Source organism: Bradyrhizobium sp. 192 (assembly GCF_023100965.1).
Taxonomy (GTDB): Bacteria; Pseudomonadota; Alphaproteobacteria; order Rhizobiales; family Xanthobacteraceae; genus Bradyrhizobium; species Bradyrhizobium symbiodeficiens.
This window is the reverse complement of sequence record NZ_CP064690.1, coordinates 2,314,068-2,334,790: the sequence shown is the minus strand read 5'-3', so window position 1 is coordinate 2,334,790 and position 20,723 is coordinate 2,314,068. Positions and strand designations below refer to the sequence as shown.

The 20,723-nt window shown below is 58.1% G+C and carries 8 protein-coding genes and 5 pseudogenes; 4 read left to right on the top strand and 9 right to left on the bottom strand.

Features of this window, described 5'->3' with window-relative positions:
* Window positions 1-1,503 precede the first annotated feature (1,503 nt).
* The 4 genes from IVB24_RS10625 (at window position 1,504) to nolL (ending at window position 7,272) form a co-directional block, all read left to right on the top strand.
* Complete coding sequence (locus IVB24_RS10625; RefSeq protein ID WP_051112989.1) at window positions 1,504-2,133, top strand: response regulator transcription factor; 630 nt, start codon at window positions 1,504-1,506, stop codon at window positions 2,131-2,133.
* Between the two features lie 90 nt (window positions 2,134-2,223).
* Complete coding sequence (locus tag IVB24_RS10620; RefSeq protein ID WP_026232963.1) at window positions 2,224-2,610, top strand: response regulator; 387 nt, start codon at window positions 2,224-2,226, stop codon at window positions 2,608-2,610.
* Between the two features lie 1,203 nt (window positions 2,611-3,813).
* The gene (ectB, locus tag IVB24_RS10615; protein WP_247342293.1) at window positions 3,814-5,076 is read left to right on the top strand and encodes a diaminobutyrate--2-oxoglutarate transaminase; all 1,263 of its coding nucleotides are present in this window, start codon (window positions 3,814-3,816) and stop codon (window positions 5,074-5,076) included.
* A 1,074-nt stretch (window positions 5,077-6,150) separates the two neighbouring features.
* The gene (gene nolL, locus IVB24_RS10610) at window positions 6,151-7,272 is read left to right on the top strand and encodes a nodulation factor fucose acetyltransferase NolL (RefSeq protein WP_247342295.1); all 1,122 of its coding nucleotides are present in this window, start codon (window positions 6,151-6,153) and stop codon (window positions 7,270-7,272) included.
* Between the two features lie 448 nt (window positions 7,273-7,720).
* On the opposite strand, the pseudogene IVB24_RS10605 reads toward nolL, so the two are convergent.
* The 9 genes and pseudogenes from IVB24_RS10605 to bioB form a co-directional block, all read right to left on the bottom strand.
* Window positions 7,721-8,327 (bottom strand): annotated as a pseudogene (locus tag IVB24_RS10605) (3-methyl-2-oxobutanoate hydroxymethyltransferase); the annotation flags it as partial.
* A gap of 488 nt (window positions 8,328-8,815) precedes the next feature.
* Window positions 8,816-9,046 (bottom strand): annotated as a pseudogene (locus IVB24_RS10600) (adenosylmethionine--8-amino-7-oxononanoate aminotransferase BioA); the annotation flags it as partial.
* A gap of 129 nt (window positions 9,047-9,175) precedes the next feature.
* On the bottom strand, window positions 9,176-9,988 hold the full coding sequence (gene istB, locus IVB24_RS10595) for an IS21-like element ISBj11 family helper ATPase IstB (protein WP_247300139.1): 813 nt from the start codon (window positions 9,986-9,988) through the stop codon (window positions 9,176-9,178).
* Window positions 9,985-11,450, bottom strand: a pseudogene (gene istA, locus IVB24_RS10590) (IS21 family transposase). Before istA ends, istB begins: the two are co-directional and overlap by 4 nt.
* Before the next feature lie 227 nt (window positions 11,451-11,677).
* Window positions 11,678-12,712, bottom strand: a pseudogene (locus tag IVB24_RS10585) (adenosylmethionine--8-amino-7-oxononanoate transaminase); the annotation flags it as partial.
* Complete coding sequence (gene bioD / locus IVB24_RS10580; protein WP_247400749.1) at window positions 12,709-13,341, bottom strand: dethiobiotin synthase; 633 nt, start codon at window positions 13,339-13,341, stop codon at window positions 12,709-12,711. The pseudogene IVB24_RS10585 and the gene bioD, both read right to left, overlap by 4 nt.
* Window positions 13,338-14,486 (bottom strand): 8-amino-7-oxononanoate synthase, encoded by a 1,149-nt coding sequence (locus IVB24_RS10575; RefSeq protein ID WP_247400747.1) that lies wholly within the window; start codon window positions 14,484-14,486, stop codon window positions 13,338-13,340. Before IVB24_RS10575 ends, bioD begins: the two co-directional genes overlap by 4 nt.
* A gap of 87 nt (window positions 14,487-14,573) precedes the next feature.
* Window positions 14,574-14,927 (bottom strand): aspartate 1-decarboxylase, encoded by a 354-nt coding sequence (gene panD, locus IVB24_RS10570; RefSeq protein ID WP_247400744.1) that lies wholly within the window; start codon window positions 14,925-14,927, stop codon window positions 14,574-14,576.
* A 50-nt stretch (window positions 14,928-14,977) separates the two neighbouring features.
* Window positions 14,978-15,962, bottom strand: a pseudogene (bioB, locus tag IVB24_RS10565) (biotin synthase BioB).
* Window positions 15,963-20,723: the final 4,761 nt, after the last annotated feature.

Sequence of the window (20,723 nt, the reverse complement as noted above, 5' to 3'; positions counted from 1 at the left end):
TCGCTGCCGTTCGCCGCAGGGCAATTGCCGGCCGTGCGAAGCCGATGACCGAGAGAGTTCTCGCTGCTTGAACCGCTGTTCAAGCAAGGCGTAGGCTACCCCAAAACCGGTGAAGAGAATTGCAATTAGAATAAAGTACAGCGGAACGCCTTCTTTGCCGATTCGATAGATCTGCGCCGGCAGCGTACAACCTGACGCTACGAATGACCAAGCCCCCCTTCCTGGCCGGCACGAAGTAGCGGGGAGTCACGACCTACTCTGCCTTGCTGAGCGAGCCTCAGCTTTGCCACGCTGGTTGCTTCATTGGAGGCAGCATCACCACGGATGTACTGGCGATGTGGGGCGAACCCGACGCACTTTCTTGTCGACGGAGTGCGTCGGCTCCCCTTTAATGCTTCTGCCTGGCCCTGGGCCCTTAGCGGATCGATGAGCTACTGGCAGGTCTAACAACACCTTCAGGTTGACCGCTCGGGGCGCGTTTTGTCCTTCCTATGTAGGTCAAGAGCGAACCTTCAAGGTGCCGGGCACGGACCTCTGATGCCCGCAAATTCTGGTGGAAGAATGATTCTTTCGCTGGAGCAGCGGTTGTTTGGCTGGTGCAGGAGAGCAAATGCAACTGCCTTTTGGCGAACCGGTCCGCAGCTGGACACCGAATGGAGTGTGTCCCGCCTCTCCTTCAGATTACGCCGCCTCATGTTGGGGTGCGAGGCTCGTGAAGGAAGCAACGCCACGAACGCACGTGAGCGCCCCTGCAGCAGCTCGAATTCGAGCATCTTTCCTACAAACATGACGGAAAGGACTTGAATCGCACCTTGCGTCAGGTTGTACGAAATCGGTGCAAGGTGCTTTCCTCACACAGAGCAACTCACAGGCGCTCCGACGACGGAAAAGAAGAGTTCATGTTGCTGATGCCGCTGCTACTCGCTCTGATGTCTATTTTCCTTAGCATGGGTGCGATAGTCTACTCCGCTTGCCGATCTCAACGCCGGCGGGATCGGCGCATGCACAGGCACAATCGGGCCGATTCGCTCAGCTCGCGCCCCCGCGTGCAACTACCAAGGCGACGGGCATTCTGATCCTTCAGCCGCATAATGAGCCGTCCGCTGCAGTCTCACTCGCGAAGGCCAGGCGACACGCGCCGCCGCTAAAGCGAGCGCCTCAAGTTCTGGATTCGGTGCTGCTCGATCGGCTGCTGATCGTTTGACGGCCGCTTGGGAGCCAATCCAACGCGACGGCGGACAGACTCCAAAGGCAGTTCTCGACCAGTCGAGCGGTTTTTGCTACACTTTCCTGCCTGCGTCACGCTGGCGCGAATGGCTGGCCGGTCACATACCTTGAAAATTTCAAAGATTTGCACTGCGCGGAAGTCCTCAAAAGCCCTATCCGCTCGATCGAAGGTCGTAGTGAGGCAATAAGTCTACTGTAAATCGTACAAGTGAGGCTCTTATCGTGACCAAGCGCTCTGAACCCCGGAAGGAAGCCCCAAATGTCGTCGGGCCTGAGGTGAGGCCGAGCGTCTTCGTCGTCGACGATGACCTCTCAATGCGCGAATCGCTGGTCAACCTATTTCGTTCGATCGGTCTAGATGTCGTTGCTTACGGATCCGCCCGGGAAATGCTCCAGAGCGAGCTCCCTGATGTTCCTAGCTGCCTTGTGCTTGACATCAGGCTGCCTGGATTGAGCGGCCTTGAGCTCCAGAATGAGTTAGCCAAACAGAAGATTCACATTCCCATCATTTTCATCACCGCTCATGGCGATATTCCGATGACCGTCAAAGCCATGAAGAGTGGAGCAATCGATTTTCTCAGCAAGCCGTTTCGCGATCAGGAACTACTCGATGGCGTAGTCGCAGCTATCGAACAGGATCGGAAGAGACGAGGTGTAGACAAGGTGGTCAGCAGGCTCCAGTCCTTGTTTGAGGCCCTAAGTCCACGAGAGCAGGATGTGTTGAAACTGGTCGCCGCCGGGCTATTGAACAAACAGGTAGCCGCGGAACTCGGGCTCGCCGAGATTACAGTCAAAATCTATCGCGGCCACGTGATGAAGAAGATGGGAGCTCGATCGCTAGCCGATTTGATCAGGATGGCTGAGAGGCTGGGAATTGGGACTGAGCGTTTCACGGTACAAACCTAAGTATGATTTTACAATTTCGTCGTACACGCGCACCCTTCTGCTGGCCGTCATGCGTCGCCAGCGCCTTCGCCCAACCAAGAACAGGTCGTCTTGTCTAGGTATTCAACTGTTTCCGTTATTGACGACGATCCTGCGATTCGTGCCGCACTGAACAATCTTTTGAAATCGCAGGGCCACATCGTTCATACGTTTGCATCGGCTGAAGAATTCTTGCGGTCGTCTCAATTGAACCACACGTCCTGTGTCATTGCAGACGTGCAGATGCCCATGATGAGCGGCTTTGAACTTTTGGAAAAGATGCGAGCCCAGGGCCACGCTGCACCGTTCATCTTGATGACTGCCTTCGCAGATGATCGCACGCGAGCTCGCGCGTTGAGCGCGGGCGTAGCCGGTTTTTTTGCCAAGCCGTTTGCTGACCTGGAGTTGAGCGCCTGCCTCGATGCAGCGCTTCGCGAGCAGGGTGGAACGAACGCGTGAAAGATGGGGAAGCAGTCTGGACCAAGCGCACTCGCGCGGCGCTTACGATGTCGATCAATGCGCGACTGCCCGTGCTTACCGCGTGCCAGTGGACCATCGCCTTTCTTGCCGCATTCCTGTCATTGTTGTTGCACATTCGGCATCTGGTTGAAGCACTTGCAACGTCGGGCTCCTGACAAGGCGCCTTTGGTATGATCGCGCAATCAGAGGAGGCGAGGGCCTCATCGGTTTAACGAGCGCCCTACCTTCACTCCTAAGATCCTTGCTGAGCTTAGCGCGAAGTGCCACGGCAGCGGCTTGCCGGCAGGACGTCGTTAGAACAAAGAATTCACCTGAAACTTGTGCCACCGCTCCAGACAAATCTGGCACCGAGTTTGCGGGAGCAGGACGGGACGATCGCGTCCAAAATCCCGCAGTCTGTCGAGGCGATCGCTTCGGAATTCACAGGAAACCCAAAGGCCGCATTTTCGATGTTGAGCTTTCGAAGGATCGAGCGGTGTACGCCAAACTCGCCAATTTGCGTTCGCTCCCAGCAACCCTTTGGCGGGCCGAAGCACCCGAACCTACGCAATCGGGTTGCAGGGCAACACAAATGCCACTGGTCGAAGCAATTTCAAGCCACGCCTTTGCTGCCGAACGCATCCACGCCACCACCCTCCGCGCCGATCCCGGCCAAACGCAAGGCCCAAAGCGGCGGCTCTGGACGAGCGATAAGCCCGCGCACCGGGCCAGATCCGCGGCGGCCCTGTCCCTTCTACTCGCCGGGACCCTGAGCGTGAGCATCCAACACACGCCTCCGGCTGGCGGGCTCCGCGGTCGCCGGGAGCGCATCGGCCCTCTGGTCGCGATGAACTTTCTCGGCCCACATACTTCCCCGCTTCCAAGCTAACCGCGCTGTATGCGCAAATTCTTCGATCGCGCGCGACTAAGCAAACCTGCCCGCGAAAGACGACTTAGCCTGGGCCCTCGCTGGATGGGACGAAACTGCTAGACATAGTAGCTTTGTTCCGCCTGGTTCCTCGGGTAAGCCGTTGGAGCTGATTTTCAGACGCCCTACGCAGAGCCCAAAGGACGCCGAGAGGCGCCGGAACCGTGCGCTCATGATCCGCCAATCCTGTACAATGTTGGCCGCGCGCTTGTTCGTCGGGCAGATTTTCTTGTCGAGGAGACGACGACATGGTTGGAGGACACGAGCCGCACAGAATGAAGACAGTCGAAATGCTAGAGTCTAACGTGCGCTCGTACTCACGTTCCTTTCCTGCTGTGTTCAGCAGGGCGCGCGGCTCGATTATGTTCGCAGAGGATGGCCGAAAGGTCATTGACTTTCTGTCCGGCGCTGGAGCGCTAAATTATGGCCACAACAATCAGGAGATCAAAGCGGCAATCAGCGAGTATCTGGACTCGGACGGCGTCGTCCACGGCTTGGACATGGCCACCCCAGCTAAGGTCGAATTTATGGAGGCCTTTAGCTCTGTCATCCTTCGTGAACGGAATCTTTCCTACCGCTTTCAATTTACAGGGCCTACGGGAGCTAACGCTGTTGAAGCAGCTCTAAAGCTCTCGCGTAAGATCACAAGACGACACAACGTCATTTCTTTCACGAATGGATATCACGGTCAAAGCTTGGGAGCCATAGCCGCGAGCGGTAACCGCTTTTACCGCAAAGGCAGCAGCATTCCCTTATCCGGCACAACGTTCATGCCCTATGATGGGTATCTTGGCTCCGCTCACAGTGCGGCGGATTACGTGCGAAAGGTATTAATGGACGAGAGCAGTGGCACTGATCTTCCAGCCGCCATTCTCGTCGAAACCGTGCAAGGTGAGGGAGGCATTAACGTCGCCGGTAAGGAATGGTTGCAGTCAATTGAGGCTTTGGCAAAAGAGGTCGGAGCTATTTTCATAGTTGACGATATCCAAATGGGCTGTGGCCGTACAGGCGAGTTCTTCAGTTTCGAGTTCGCCGCGTTATCGCCAGATATTGTTGTAATGTCGAAATCGCTGAGTGGGTACGGTTTGCCACTATCGATGCTCCTGATCAAAGAAGCGATTGACGCATGGGAACCAGGTGAGCACACGGGGACGTTTCGAGGAAACAACCTTGCACTCGTTTCTGGCAAAGCGGCTTTGAATCTGTATTGGCGCAACCAGACGTTCTCGCAACAGGTTCGACGCTTGGGCGCATTTATGCGGCGTCGACTCGATGCTATCGCGCACCAGCACGGAAACGGGTTTGCTGTTCGTGGACGGGGCATGGTATGCGGATTCGATTGCAAAACGACCGAAATCGCAGAGGCGACGTCACATAGAGCGTTTGAGAAGGGATTGATTGTCGAGCGATGCGGACCGACCGATCAGGTTCTAAAGTTCTTGCCTGCACTTACGATCGAGCAAGAAACGTTGGGACAAGGCCTAGACATATTCGAGGAGTCATTGACCGAAACGTTGAATTCAGCCCGAGCAAGCTAAACTTGTAGGCACACGAGAGAAACTGTTGCTAGCGACCGCATCGCCGCAAGTCACTGGCGTGAGTCCTTGCTTGCCGCCGAAATGGTTCAGGAGTTTTGAGGCCATGATCATGAACGTAAAGTCTGAAGGCCAACGCTATCTGTAATCCGCCAAGTCGGCTGTTGCGCGGAGAACGCCTGCTGCTCTCCTCGGTCCACAACACGTGAGTGCGAGCAGCACCTTTGACCATAGAGCCTCGCAGTCGCGAGCGACTCTGGTCGAGCTGCCTTATCTAAGTTTCCAATCTGAGGTTTGCCGAAGGTGAGCTCGTGGTGCGGAATGGAGTCCAATGGTGTAGTGTGGCTTCTTGGTGGCCACTGCCCAGCCGCACGAGTACTTTGTTAGGACCGTGTATTGTGCAGCAGCGATCCAGGCTGAGCCGTTTACAGCGTAGGTGCAGCAGCAATCACTCGGGCCGCCGGCTTTGCGACGAAATCCGTCAACGAACGCGCGGTGGCGATGTCCCGGGTTCTGTTGAATTTCTGAAGAGGTCGGCGTTGTCCACCTTGAGCCGGTAGGCTCGGGGTGCTGATTCCGCAAAGGACAGCAACGCGATGACGAGAGATATCACACCGGCTGATTGGCTGGCGACCGGGCCTTTGGACGAACCATTTGCGGAAGTGCGAGTGCCGAGTTCAGCTATCAGAAGCCCCTATTTGGCGTGAGCGCCTCGGCGGTAAGCGAAGGTGACGGACCAAAGGTGAACTATGCTGGGCCAACCGAAGAAGCCCGACGCACCTGCCGGGTCTGAGATGCGTCGGGCTGAGTGGGAGACTGAGCGCGACAGTCTCCCCCCAGAACCGCGCCTGCAAGTAGTATGCCGTGCCCGTAGTCCTACACCAACAGTTCAAATTAGATATCTGCTCTGCCACAAAGTTCCGCGAGGCATTCAGCGACGGCCAGCTCCATCTTCAAGGCCTAACAGCTGAGCTTATTCCCGTTCCAAAAACTCCCGCCATGACCTTTCGTTTGGATCGCAAATGAGGCAGAAGAAGCGGACAACGGGCCGCCGGCTCATCAACAACAGATATCTAGATGTTTGAAACATTGCTACGCGTGACTGGAACGATCGCCCCGAGCTCGCGCACGGCAGAGGCACACGATCGAGATCTAAGCTTAGATTTTGCGAAGGGTGCGCTCATTGTTCTGGTGATCGTTGGGCACCTGATTCAGTATGTCATCTACCAAGACGACGGGTTTTGGTATTCGCCGTACTACAAGTCGATCTATATGTTTCACATGCCACTCTTTATGGCGATAAGCGGATATCTTTCTTCTCGATCGCTGCTGCAAAAGTCGTTCACTCGAGCCGCCAGCGACCGTGCGAAGCAGCTCTTGCTGCCGATGCTGTTTTGGTGGACGTTCATGGAGACAGCTAAGCTGGCGGCATTGTGGCACGCGACCAGCCTAACGAGCGGACTTTTGGCATTTGTAGACGATTTCGCTGGCACATACTGGTTCATCTGGGCGACGTTTGTTTCCTATCTTCTCCTCAAAATTTCTATCAAGCTCAGCCACCAATCGTGGGTCATATCTGGTTTAGCCATACTGGTCGCACTCGCGCCTCTGACATTGTCCATATCACCCCTGATCAGATTCACTTACCCGTTCTTCTGCTTCGGCTTCTTGCTTGCTCAATCGAGAAAACGATGGACGAGTACATCGCGACATCACAAGCCGCTCCTGATTTTATTTCTCTCGATAGTGACTTGCGTATGCTTTCTAGCTTGGGGCAAGGACACCTATGTCTACAATAATCTTGGGGTAATTCACGATTTTCGGTCGGCTAAAAACGTGCTTCTGATGTTTGTTGGCTCTGCAGCCGCCTCAGCAATCGCTATCGAACTCCTGCTGCAATGCTGGAGCGTTCGCCGTTCAAATCGAATGGCCCGCTTTATCGCGGTGGAGTTGGGCCAGACCACGCTGCTGCTCTATCTGGTCCAGGGTACCGTGTTCCGTCTCATGGATTTCGTACAGTTCGGAGAACTTTGGAATCTCACGACCCGGTTGATCATCGCGGGTATGCTCGGGGCCGCGATTATTGTGATCGCGCTAACGGTGCGCTCGATTGTTCGCGGCGTTCCATATCTGTCACAGCTCGTCCTTGGAATGCCGCCACGCTCAGGTCTTCCGCAAGCCAAACCTGCAATGAACTAGCTGTATGCATTTGATATTTGAGTACGGCAGGGCATTGCGATAGCATCGACTTGTGACGCCGCGGGAATAGCGTTCGACCCAGGTCCGGCGGCGACGGCGTGCCGCCGGTCGAGCATAGCAACCCATCGGAGCGTGTATTGCTCGGGTTTGCATGGCACCGGGGAACTCAGCCCATTGCGTCCCTTCAAATAAGATCGACTGTCGTGAGACTTAGCTTCGCTGCCCTAGTCGTCTAGCCGCCGGGTTTCGACCCAGATCTGGCGATCGAACCTAATCCAATCACACTCGGCCAGATGTTTCTTCGAGTGCCGTACTGAACCCGAGACGTCCCAGTCGTTCGACTCTCCGTCTCGTCCCACAGCTGCCCGAAGTAAAAGGCCCTCGGCAACGCACAAGCCGTTCTTGTTCGATGAGGTGGCGATGCGCTTGCTCACCGCGAGCCTGTTGTGCTCAGAGATTCGGTCGCTCGCGCGGCGAGCGCGGCCAGGATGCCTTCGAGGACAAGAGCAAAGCATCCGGGCTGCTGTAGCTGGTGCGCATCGTGAGCAGACGTAGGGCATCGTCCGCGTTCCGACCTTGTACCTTGAAGCCGCCCATCGCCTTGACGCTTTGTGGCGCGAGACCAAGACGACCCATCACGGGAATTTCGCAATTCCCCAAGGCTCGCATCTCGACACGCTTACCCCCTCCCTCAACCTTGACGGTGTCTGCGCCACGCTGCAGGACGCCTCCAGAGTTGCGTATTGCGTCGTCGGGACTGAGATGAAAGCTGAGAAACGGCATGTCAGCTACAGGCTGGGCGCCGGGCCTTTTCGCGCGACCACGTCCAGGTGGTGATTTACATCGCCATGCTGACCGGTAAAGTGGTCATCAAACCCAAGGCATACGTTGCCGACGCTATGGCCGACAAGAATGACGTCGACGACAGGATCGGCGATACGAGTCGTTACCGCATCATAAGCCGTGGTCATGACGATGGCGCGCCTTTCCTACTTGCATCGTTGCAGAACTGGAATCGTGACGCGTTCAACCGACAGCTGCGAAACGTGGCTCATGTCGATCTGATCCGACCTCGCCTGTCTCTGGAAATGGCCTTCCCCTTGGAAGAGCGAAGGTATCTGTCAATAGGGAGGCCGAAAAGGAGCGTCACTGAAGTCGGAAGCACAAAGTTTCCAATGATTGGGCACCAGCGCTCGCACGGCTGCCGCAAACTCCGGAATGCGGATGACGTGTCCAGCATCTTCGCGTCCGTAGACGCTTGATAAGACCTGCCGTCCAGGCAATCTCTTGTAATCGAAATAACGGCGGAACTTCCACACAGATGAACACGCAACCAATCACAACGACGCCATCGGACTGAAGCCGAACGCGCGATGACACTGTGGACCGGCCCGGCGACGCCCGCGATCTCGCCCGGCCGGCAGCACCCACATTGCAGATGCGAGGTCACAATCGTCCATTTCGTAGGTCTATGGCAAGGCTCTCTCAAGTCGTTCGGGAAGCTCAGCTCAGGATCCTTGATCTTGCGCTGCCGCGCGCATCTTCAGGCAAGCGCATCGGCAGCGTCACAGATCCCTGCATATATTTCGTCCAGGTCACCTGCTGTTACACAATATGGCGGCATCACATAAATCGTATTACCGCGTGGGCGCAGCAAGAGATTACGGTCTTTAAAGAAGGCGTGAAGCCTCGGGCCGACGCCTGCGAGATAGCCGGTATCTCTCGTCTTCAGATCCAGTGCTGTAATGGTGCCGTTATGGCGAACGTTTTCAAAGTATAGCGCGACAATCTGGATGGGAAGCGCGCGACAATCAGGATGGCGAGTCGGTGTCGCGGCGAGGTGATGATTGCCGCGATGATTGTCGCGCGCAAGAGTTTTGTTCGCTCTGATTGTCGCGGAGCGTCAATCAGCGAGTGTTTTTGGTGTCGCGTGCGAGGATGGTCGCCCTGGACCACGCTTCCGCTCGAGCGCGGTGCGCCTGCGATAGCTTTCGACGTTCATCTCGACGATGGTGGCGTGGTGAACGAGGCGATCGATGGCGGCGAGCGTCATAGCAGGATCCGGGAAGACCCTGTTCCACTCTCCAAAGGGCTGATTGGCGGTGATCAGCATGGAACGCCGCTCGTAGCGAGCGCTGATGAGCTCGAACAGCACGCTGGTCTCGGCCTGGTCCTTGGTGACGTAGGCAAGATCATCGCAGATCAGGAGGTCGAAGCGATCGAGGCGGTTAATGGCGGCCTCGAGATTGAGCTCGCGCCGCGCCACCTGGAGCTTCTGGACGAGATCGGTGGTGCGGGTGAAGAGGACGCGCCATCCGTTCTCGATAAGGGCCAGGCCGATGGCTGCCGCCAAGTGACTCTTGCCGCCGCCGGGCGGGCCGAACAGCAGCAGATTGGCGCCCTTGCCGAGCCAACCATCGCCGGCGGCGAGCGCGGTCACCTGTGCCTTGGAGATCATCGGCACAGCCTCGAAGTCGAAGTTGTCGAAGGTCTTTCCAGCGGGCAGCCGCGCCTCGACGAGATGGCGCTCGACGCGGCGGCGGCCGCGTTCGGCGATCTCGTGCTCGGCAATGGTGGCGAGGAAGCGGGCCGCCGGCCAGCCTTCCTTGTCGGACTGCTCGGCAAATTGCGGCCACAGCACCTTGATGGCTGGCAGCCGCAACTCGTTGAGCAATAGATTGAGGCGCGCGGTGTCAATGGTGTTGGCCGTGCTCATGCGGCACCTCCGATCTCGCCGGCACCGATGAGGCACTCATAGCTGGCGAGCGGGGCGAGCTGCACCACGACCTGCGGCACGCAGGCCGGATCGGGCGCGAAGTAAGCGCACAGCCGTCCGAGGTCGGGCAGTCGGCCGGCATCAAGCTCGGTCGCGAGCTGATCGGCGAGTTCGGCCTCGCAGCCGCGCTCGTGCGCCAGAGCAAGCAGATCGACCATGATCCGGCAGGCTTTCCTGTCCGGCAGCCGTTCGCGCAAGCAATCGAAGGTTCGGCGATAGGCATCGCGGGAACAGCCGATCACGGTAGACGAGATTGAGCAGCGCCATTGGCTTGCGCCGCAAGGAATGGATCACGTGCCGATAATCGACGACCTGGTCGTGCTTGCCGTTGGGATGCGGCCGCCCACGCGGCAGGGTGACGAGATGGGTGCCGCCGACGAACACGTCGAGACGATCGTCGTAAAGGCGCACCCGCAGTTGGTGCCGATCAAACGCGACGGCACGGTGTAGAACACCTTGCGCAAGGTGAAGCCGCCGCTTGACGTCACGCGGACAATCACCTCCTCGTAGTCCGAGGTGCGGCGATCTGGCAACGCCTGCAGGGTGGCGCGCTCGTGGTCGATCCGCTTGGCGTTGCGGGCATTACGGCGGCTGACGATCTCGTCGATGAAGCCGCGATAGGCGGCGAGATCATGCCGCGCAACAGCAGCGCATCGGCGATCGTTCGCTTGAGATGGGCATGGAGCTTTCGATCGCCCCGTTCTCGTGGGCGATGCCGCGATTGTTGCGGGAAGGCCGCATGCCGTAGTGGGCGCAGAGGTCCTCGTACCGCTTGGTCAGATCGTCCCTTGCATTGCGATCGAGATTGCAGAAGGCGGCCGACAGGCTGTCGGTCCGATGCTCCCGCGGTGCCCCACCGAGCGACCACAGGGCATTCTGCAGCCCTTCGGCCAATGCGACGAAGCTCTCGCCACCGAGCACGACATGGGCGTGTTCAAACCCGCAATAGGCCAACCGGAAGTGATAGAGGCGATGATCGAGCGGCACGCCAGCGATGGCGACCCCAAGCTCGCCCATATCGGTGAAGTCGGACAGGCCGACCTGGCCCACGTCATGGGTCTGGCGCAAGATGACCTCCTGCTCCTCGCCGTGGATCGCCCGCCAGGCGCGGATCCGGCGCTCGAGCGTGCGGCGGATTCCAGCCCCCAGCTCAGGATGGCGTCGGAGCATCTCCTCGAAGATCGCCACAGGCCGCACGCCGGGAGCCGCCTTCAGCATCGGCACGACCTCCAGGCCGAAGACGTTGGCCAAGGGATCCGGCCGGCGCCTTTGCCGCGGTGACTTCTTTTGCGACGGAAGACGCAGATCCTTCTCGAGCCGATAGGCGGTCGACGAACTGCGACGCCTTCGCGGCCGCCTCTGGCGGCGAATTGGTTTGACGGAACTTCATGTAGAGCCTCATCTGGTGATCGGTGACATGGCAGCCTGGCAACGGGTGATTCCTCTTTGGCGAGAAGAACCATCCATCACCGGCCAGCCGCGATCACCAGACGGCGCGGTCCACTCGGATCGCGCCGTCGCCGGGCTCGTAACTCCGGTCGGGCTACGCCCTCCCTGCGTCACGAGCCCGGCGAAGCTCTCTCATCCTGATTGACGCTGCACTTCCATCCTGATTGCCGCGCCGCAGTCAAAGCGCGGATCGACGCGGAATGCTTCAATTGCCTGCTCTTGCATGGTTGCGACCGCAGCGATGCGTCGGTGACATTCCTGGTCTTTCCACAGATCCAGGTTAGCCTTGGCGGCGGCACAGGCCACCGGATTTGCCGTATACGAACTCGAGTGCAAGAATGTGCGGGTACGGTCTTTTGAATAATGGGCATCGAAAATCTCTGCCCGGCAGAGTGTCACCGCGAGCGGCAGCGCCCCTCCCGTGAGAGACCCTTGGAATAGCACGCTATATCTGGCACAACATTGGCCTGCTCACAGGCGAAGATTGTTCCGGTGCGGCCCCAGCCCGTCATGACCTCATCGGCAATGAACAGAACGTCCGACGCCTCGCAGATCCGCTTCATCTCTCTTAGCACCCAAGCTGGGTACATCAGCATTCCGCCTGCCCCTAACACCAGAGGCTCGACAATAAAGGCTGCGGGATTTTCGTTCCGACATCCTGACTCAAGCGCATCGAGCGTCGCCCGCTCACGACCGCTCGCAGGGAACGGGATTGAGGTGACGTCGAACAGGAGAGATCCGTACGCCGCGTTGAAGACACCGCGGGCACCAACTGACATCGCGCCGAACGTGTCCCCGTGATAGGAGTGCTGCATGACAACGATGCGTGTTCGCTCTTCGCCTATGCCAATAACCGAGTGCCATCTTCAAGGCGACTTCCACGCTGGCTGACCCGCTGTCCGAGTAGAACACGTGGTCCAAGCCTTGGGGTGTGAGTTTCAAAAGGAGCCGAGCGACCTCCTCAGCCGGATCATGCGTGTAGCCGGCGAAAATGATTTGGTTCAGCTTGCCGGCCTGTTCCTGAATCGCGCTCACGATCTGCGGATGGCAATGGCCGTGAGTGACGACCCAACAGGATGAGATTGCATCTATGATTCGATTGTCATCCGCAGTGTAGAGATAAGCACCATCGCCACGCACAACCTTGGTCATCTCGTTGTGAAGAGCATGCTGCGTGAATGGATGCCAAATTGGCCACCTCTTGTTTGGCTTCATGGCGTGAAATCGCCGGGAATAAACGAGCCTTTGAAGACAGCCTGTAGGCTCTCTGCCGTCAAAGGAGAAATCCAGGGCAGCCGTCCTAACCAACGCACCCGCGCGATGTCACAAATTGCGCTCTCAGTCTCCGAATTTCTTTCCCCGATGAATGCGATCCCAAGAATGTCGATCTGGCGCTTTCGTAAGGCCTCTATCGAGAGCAGGGAGTGATTGATGGTCCCGAGTAGCGTGCGCGCGCAAAGCACAACGGGAAGTCGCCACCGCTCGAAGATGTCGATGTAGAGTGCACTAGAATTCAGCGGCACCATCAGCCCGCCAGCGCCTTCGATGACGAGCGGTCGCTCCCCGGTATGCGGCAGGACGAGCGAATCGGGGTCGATGCGAATTCCGTCTATTTCGGCGGCATGGTGCGGCGAGGCGGACGTTTTAAGGCGGTAACGCTCCGGAACGATCCGATCGGCCGGAAGACCGCTCAGTCGTGCGACCTGCTCGCTATCGGTCTCTCCTTCAACACCGGCCTGAATTGGTTTCCAATAATTCGCGCCGAGAAGATGGGCAAGGCCTGCCGAAAAGACAGATTTGCCGATCCCTGTATCTGTGCCGGTCACCACGATCCGCTGCCTCATCGAGATCCGCCCCTCGTCTCCTCAGCGAGGGCATCGAGCATCGCACGCACCTCATCCTCTCCGACGTTGAGCGTCAGTGAAATTCGTAAACGGGCCGTGCCGGCCGGCACCGTTAGCGGTCTGATTCCTCGGATGTCAAATCCGCGAGCCTGTAGCGCGGACGCTAGCCTCATGGCGCGGGCATTCTCGCCAACGATGTAGGGCAGGATCTGCAAGTTCGAAGGACTTCTCTCGCCTCGCGCAACCATCTCCTGATGCGTGAACGCGACAAGCTTCGCCAGCCGCTGTCGGCGCTCCGGTTCCTCCTGCAGGATCAACAGAGCCTCCCGTACGGCCACCGCCATTAACGGCGAGGGGGCGGTCGCGAAGATAAACGGGCGACAGCGATTGATTATGAAGTCGCGCAGCACGCCAGAGGCGGTGACAAGCGCGCCGGCAGCTCCCAGCGCCTTGCCGCAGGTATGAATAACCAGGAGATTTTCGCGTCCTTCAAACGGCCCTGTGAGCCCTCGCCCCTGCTCGCCGTAAACGCCGGTGGCATGAGCTTCATCCACAACCAAGAACGCATCGTGCCGGTCCGCGATCGCGAGCAGGTCCTCAAGCGGTGCGAAATCGCCATCCATGCTGTAGAGGCTCTCGACTACGATCCAGACCTGCCCCGCTCCGCCCGCGGCACGCCAGTCGCAAATTGCGCTTACGATAAACTGCGGGTCGTTATGGGCGGTGATTCGAAACGCGGCTCGGCCAGCTCGTGCTCCTTCGTGAATGCTGGCGTGAACCAGGGAATCAAGGACGAGCAGGTCATCCCGTTGCGGCAACGTTGTCAGCACCGCAAAATTTGCCACATAACCACCGCCGAAGAAGAGCGCGGTCTGCGCGCCGAAGAACCGCGCCGCTGCTGCTTCGAGGCATTCGTGCTCCTCGCAGTTGCCGCGCAGAAGCCGTGATCCGCCGGCTCCGATCGGAGTACCGGCTTCAAGCGCGGTGACGATCGCTTTTTTCATGCGCGGCGCGCTCGCCAGGGCCAGATAATCGTTGGATGAAAAGTCAATCCCGGTGCGCGGCTTGAGACTCCGCTTCTCGTGTTTGAGCGCATCTAAGCCTGCCGCATAGCTGGCGGCTTTACCCGCAATGATGGAATTCATTCTTCACTCGCTGAGCAAGGATCGACGCCCCAAAACTCCCAACTGGCCGCCAACGACGGGGTCTTTACGGCGGTTAGCTTGTTGGATTCAAATCGGCACGATGCGATTTTGTCGGTCAACCAGCACAATGCGCGGCCTGAAGATTCTTGCCTCCCCCTCGTCAACTGAGGCGTATGCAACGATGCTTATCCTATCGCCGGGCATCGCCAATCGCGCCGCCGCACCGTTCACGTCTACCGTGCCGGACCCTTGCGGCGCTTCTGTCACAATCGTTGCAAAGCGTGCCCCCGTCTCGAGGTTGTAGAGTTCGACGCGTTCGTTAATCAGGATGCCGGCCGCGTCCAAAAGTGCGCGATCAATCGAGATCGAGCCTCCAAAGTGCAGGTCGGATTCAGTTACCGAGGCGCAATGAATCTTTCCCTTCATCAAGACAATCTGCATTTCTTACCTACGCTAGTGGCTTGCGCGCAGCGCGCCGTTGTTCTGATGGCTTAAGCGAGTCCAGACGTAATGCCGAGCCGTGCTAACAAACTTACATCACCGTCAAGTTGCGGGTTTTTGGTAGTCAGCAACACATCGCCGAAAATGATGGAGTTCGCACCCGCCAAGAAACATAGGGCTTGGAGTTCATCACTCATGTACTGGCGCCCGGCGGCCAATCGTACGACGCTCTTGGGCATCATGATCCGCGCGGTCGCCACCAGGCGCACCAGTGCAATCGGATTGGGACGCTCCGCCGTGACCTTCACCGGCACCCCATTCACCTCGTTCCACAGGTTGATCGGTACACTTTCCGGATGGTTGGGAAGATTGGCGAGTAGTACCAGCATGCCGAGACGGTCATCGACGTGCTCACCTATGCCAATAATGCCGCCGCAGCAGACTTTGACCCCCACCTCGCGCACACGCGTAAGAGTGTCGATCCGATCTTGCAAGGCCCGGGTAGTGATGATGCTGCGGTAGAACTCCGGTGAAGTGTCCACGTGATGATTGTAGAAGTCGAGGCCGGCGTCGGCGAGCCGTGCGGCTTGCTTTGGCGTGAGCATGCCGAGCGTTACGCACGTCTCCATCCCAACACGTTTAACGGCGGCAATCATGTCGCAGACCTTATCGAGGTCGCGGTCCTTTGGACTGCGCCACGCCGCGGCCATGCAGAAGCGACTCGCCCCGGCCGCCTTGGCGCGCTGCGCGGTGGCGACCACATCAGCGCGATCCATCAAGCGAGTCGCCTTCAGGCCAGTGTCGCAATGCACGCTCTGTGCGCAGTAGGCGCAGTCTTCAGGACAGCCGCCGGTCTTGATGCTGAGTTAGGCTTGCGGTTTCGACGTGGTTTGGGTCAAAATTACCGCGATGAACGGTCTGGGCCTGAAATAGGAGCTCGGCAATTGGCTGCACGTAAACCCCTTCCGCCTCGGCACGTTCCCAGTCGCGGCGGACCGGCGCGCCGTTGCGGCCGCTATTGCCTTCGACTTCCACAGCACCCCCAAGATTTTCGCTCGATCGTACAGACGACAAGGTCGTGCGTAGCTCCGCAAAGCAACACTCTTGCCCTGTATTGAACGAGAAATATCGCCGAGTTGCGCGGGCATGGCGCTCATATCAGGCTAATCGCCGCCCCCTCATGCCGGATTTCCCCGCAGGCGCGCCTCACTCAGGTAGCTAGGCGGTGCGTCCGGTAGTTGCGCCCCGTAGGAGCCTCTTCCGATGCAAATGTATTTGGCCGCGCGCCTTGTATAACGGAGCGACGGATCTGCTCACCTGGCTGAATCCTCAATGGTGTTGTTATGCGCGTCACATTCCGCACAATAAACGGCGGCCTCGACGAGCCGACTCTGCGAGCGCTGTGGTGAGCAACTCCGCGGGACTCTCGATTATGTCGCCACCGCCCGACTTGGCATCGGCGGGGCGAGATCCGCTAAGGTGTCGCACTCATCTGCGCAAACAGAGTTGCCGCTTCAGACGGCCCGAGCCCGACGATGCCCACGAAGGCTGCCGGAGGCATCGGAATGACCTGACGGGTCGGCCTCCAGAGATGCAGGCAATAGCGACTATTGTTCACATACTGCGAATGAGGAGGATGCAGCTGCATCACGCATTCCTCTTCATCCCAAAACATATCTTTAGCGAGGCACATCTCCTCCCAGTTTGGAGATCGCCGTGGCGTCGACACTGAGACATGCTCCCATCCCGGACGGATCAAGCCGATGATCTTGAGTTGGCAGCCACAAGGCCCCTGCACGAAGAAGAGACCAGAAGGGCCAGACCCTGGTGCAGTGGCGAATTGGCCCTCGCGAACGCGCCCCGCTTCCAGTCTTTCTACACTGTGCCTCCTCATGCGTCCTCCTTTTGGCCGATAGAGTTGCATCCGGCACCACTCGTCTTGTCCGAGTCGCACATCGAACGGCTGGCACCCCGGCATGGGCAGCCCCAGCTACCGCTGATCATCTGCACCGAACCTACTTGGATGAAGAACATCGGTTCTATCCGCATCGTTCACCGGGGAGTTCTCTTGGGTTTGTCTTTCGACATCTGATCGTCTCTTCAATTTTCTTGTCATTCGCGCCTTCGTTGCGAACCCGGCCTCATGCAGACAATCTGCGCAGAGATCTATGATGGCCCGTCTTGGCAAGCCGTTCCAGCAGGAGCTTCTGCTCGCCTCTTCGCCTGAACATGTCCGCAATGTATGGCGTTGAGCTCAGCAGTGCTTGGTGCAAGGTGCCAGAATTCGACTGAAACGCCTCACGCCAAAATGGCGGCGGAAGCCAATTCGCGTGGCATGATCCGGCGAACCGGCTACTTTGTCACCCAAACAAAAGTCCTGGCTTCAGCACATGATGCAAAGCGCGACGCCAATGCCTCGCCAGTTCATCGAGCGAGAGGCTTTGATTCGACGACCTGACGGTGGGCTTTCATCTCATCCTTCTCATGTCTAGCGGTTAGCCGGCTTGCCGCCTGAGACACCGTCAATGCGTCATCTATGTGGCCGGCCCCGCGACTCAGAATGGATTCATGGTCAGAGGCTCGGACGCGCGGACCGCACTCGTTCAGCAGCCTAGCTCATTGGCCTTACGGCATGACGCAGTTTCGCAGTTCAGCTAACGGGCTGTGAGCTCCAACGGAGAGACACCCGCGCCGGGGTCACAAGGCGTTGACGATCGGTGCAACCGTCCGCCCGGTGGCGATCAGAACTGCCCGTCAAGCTCATTTCTTTGCCGCCCCTCCGCGAGGCGAGCCAGCTTATCATATTCTTCAGCGACCTTGAGGAGCCTGCATCTGGATGTGTCGTCCTCGAGCGACTCCGCTTTTCTTCGGGTCGCTTCAGCACGGCTTCTCCAATGTTTGGCGTCTGAGAACAGCTTTTTTTCCTTCATGCGGAAGACGATGCAATTTTTAGATCAAGAAAATGCGACACATGCCCTACGTAAGATCCCGTAGGTTGGCTTTCGCAAAAGCACCTCATTTGCCGTTATCTGCCGACCGCTCTGTTGATGTCTGAGATGCGACAACCCGCTCGCAGCAAGCGCGGCAAAGGGCGCGAATGCGCGACTCTAGACATTAGGGCTTGAATCGTACGTAGCGTCAGATTGTAGGGTCTCTTACAGCTGGCGAGCGTGGTTGGCCGTAGAACAGCTTCCGGGCGACACAATTTCGAGTGTGTCATTTGGCGCCCAGATTGCAGAACGCCCGCCTTGTCCCTGGCGCCGCAGTGAAGTCGCCTCGGCGAATCATTGCACGTGTGGCGACGAAGCCAGGAGGGGAACCGGATTCTAAGATGCAGCAGCATCCTCGCGTTGCGGTTGCCCGATTTGACAGAGTGCTCACGCAGAAGGTCGACGTCTGGAGATCGGGGCCTCGCAGCTCAGAGTGGAATGGAAGTTGGAGGCCATACTCATCTTACGTAGCCGTGATGCGGCCGCGGCGAACCTGCAATAGCTTGCTTACGCCAAAACAGGTAGCTCCAGGCATACACCGTTGCCAGCATTCTCGCCAGAGATGCGTCGACTGGTCGCTCATGCCGAAGCCGCCCTCGGGTGCCTGGATTGCCTCCGCCGCCGCGTCCATGACGTTTTTCGTATCCAAAGACGGGCAACACGGCCTTCGGAGTAGCAATGACTTCTACAGCTTTGGCTAGCGAGCGGCCGTTCAACTGATGGCCTTGGAGCGCGCGAGGTCAGACCACAAGGAAATCTCGATCTATGCTCTGTCCGAAATGTCACACAGATAACTGGTGCGAGATCGCAATGCACGATCCCTGGAGCGGCCGACCAGTGATCAACTGCAATACTTGCGGTGAGTATGCCGAATACGATTGCCTCCAGCGCAAAACAGCGCACGCGATCATCGCAGCTACCTTGGCCTGTAACGTTAGCAAAGAGGACGAGCGAGATCCGCGGGCGGTTGCTGAAACGATTTTGGATGTGCTGGAGAATGCCGGCCTAACAATCGCTCGCGCCTCAAGATGAATGGGAGGACGCCGATCGGCGCCCGCTACAAGGCCCCGCCCATCCATCAGAGAGCATGGCCAACTGCGCCGCTCGTTCCAACAGCCATTTGATTGCCTGCAAAACCGCTGTTTTTCCCCCGGCCGACCTGGAGTAGTCGGCGTAGCAAGTCTTCAATACCAACACGATTGTAGCAAACGCGCCAATCTGGACTCGAGCCGCGATGCTCTCAATGGGACCAGGGCTGAGTACCGCTTAGGCTTCCAACGTGACGCTCGGCAAATCTTCCCACAAATATCGAACCCGCGATGATCAACCCGGCGTGGCCTGCAGCTGACGAAGCCTTTCGAGGTCGTCCATAGTTCAAGGTTATCTAGAACGGCGAAGTCACTGTTGGGTTACCTGACGGGAGTTTGGCTCTTTGACCAGGTTAACGCGCTGCCGATTAATCTCGTTTCCAATTCTGCTCAGCCGCCGCGGCACCGACAACTCCCGGGAAGCAGCCCCATTACGATGGTGACAGCGGGAGAGCTCGGCTGGATAGACAAAGCCAATTTGCACAGACTCGCCAGAGCTTCCAGCCATGGCCGATCGATTCCGTCGCCAAGGCACCTCCTATCCACACATTCAAGTAAGCTTGATTGATTTGCTTGATCACTCGTGGCCGCCGACGAGCAGTCTCACAGCTGGGGGTAGCTATGCGCGCACACTCGAGCGGACCTGAGCTGCGCCTTCCGCAGACGATTGATATCCAAAGCCACTGCCTTGGTGAAGCGCCTCCCGCCCTGCTCGTCTTGCGGCTGGCTCCTGGCAAACGAATAAGGGTTCGACATATTCACGCGATAAGCTCGGAGGGGGATTGAATCATACGTAGCGTCAGATTGTAGAGTGCACAGCTAGGGAGCACCAATGTTCGGCTGCTTCCAGCGGAGCAGGCCGACCGCTTGCGATGAGAGGTCTTCTGCCAAAGCGGCTGAGGATCGCGCTCAGCCGAAGAACGCACTTTCTGTCCTGTCCACGCAATCGCCGGCCCTATGAAGACAAGATCGCCCACATGTAAGAAGGACCAATCCAGCCTGGGAGGCTGCCAAATACGTTTGCGGGTACTGAGTTCCAAACCAGCCGCGGCGAGATTGATGCGGTATCCCGGAGCGGTCATGTGAGAGGACCCGATAGATCCAACAGGGTCTTGCTCGTCGATCACTGTGAGGGCCAATGCCGGGCCATTGTTGGTTTCAAGAATGGCGATCCGGGAGCCGCGTATATGTGCGGCGCCCCCGTTGTGACGGGGCCTCGCCAAAAGCTGTCATCGTGGTGCGCTTATCACCATTCCCGAATGCACGTCATGCCATGGTCGGACGGACGCAGCCTCGTTGAACGAAAGCAGACTAGATGAACAACAGTAATCCGAGACGAGGCCGCGCAAGTGCTAGGCATGGGTAGCGGTCATCGCGGGAGCAAGAGTGAACCGCGAGCTGGATCTGCTCGAGGTGCAGGCCTGACGATTGCCCAAGAGCCGAACGCCGATCCGGCAATGAGGCCCATCAAGACCTGACGAGCGAGTATTGAGAAGCTCATGTGAGCGCCTTGGAATAGATGATGTGGAAGTTTATACCCGCGAGGGACTGAAGATTGATCTCGGCACCTTGATTGAGGGCAACACCGCGTTCGAACCCGATAAGCCGGCCATCCATTTCGAGACGCGCCTCTAAAGCTTACGCTGCTTTCGGCGCATTCGAGCGGGGGCACTTGGTTTAATGGCCCGGGTCGACCTATCCACTCTCCGCGAGCAGCT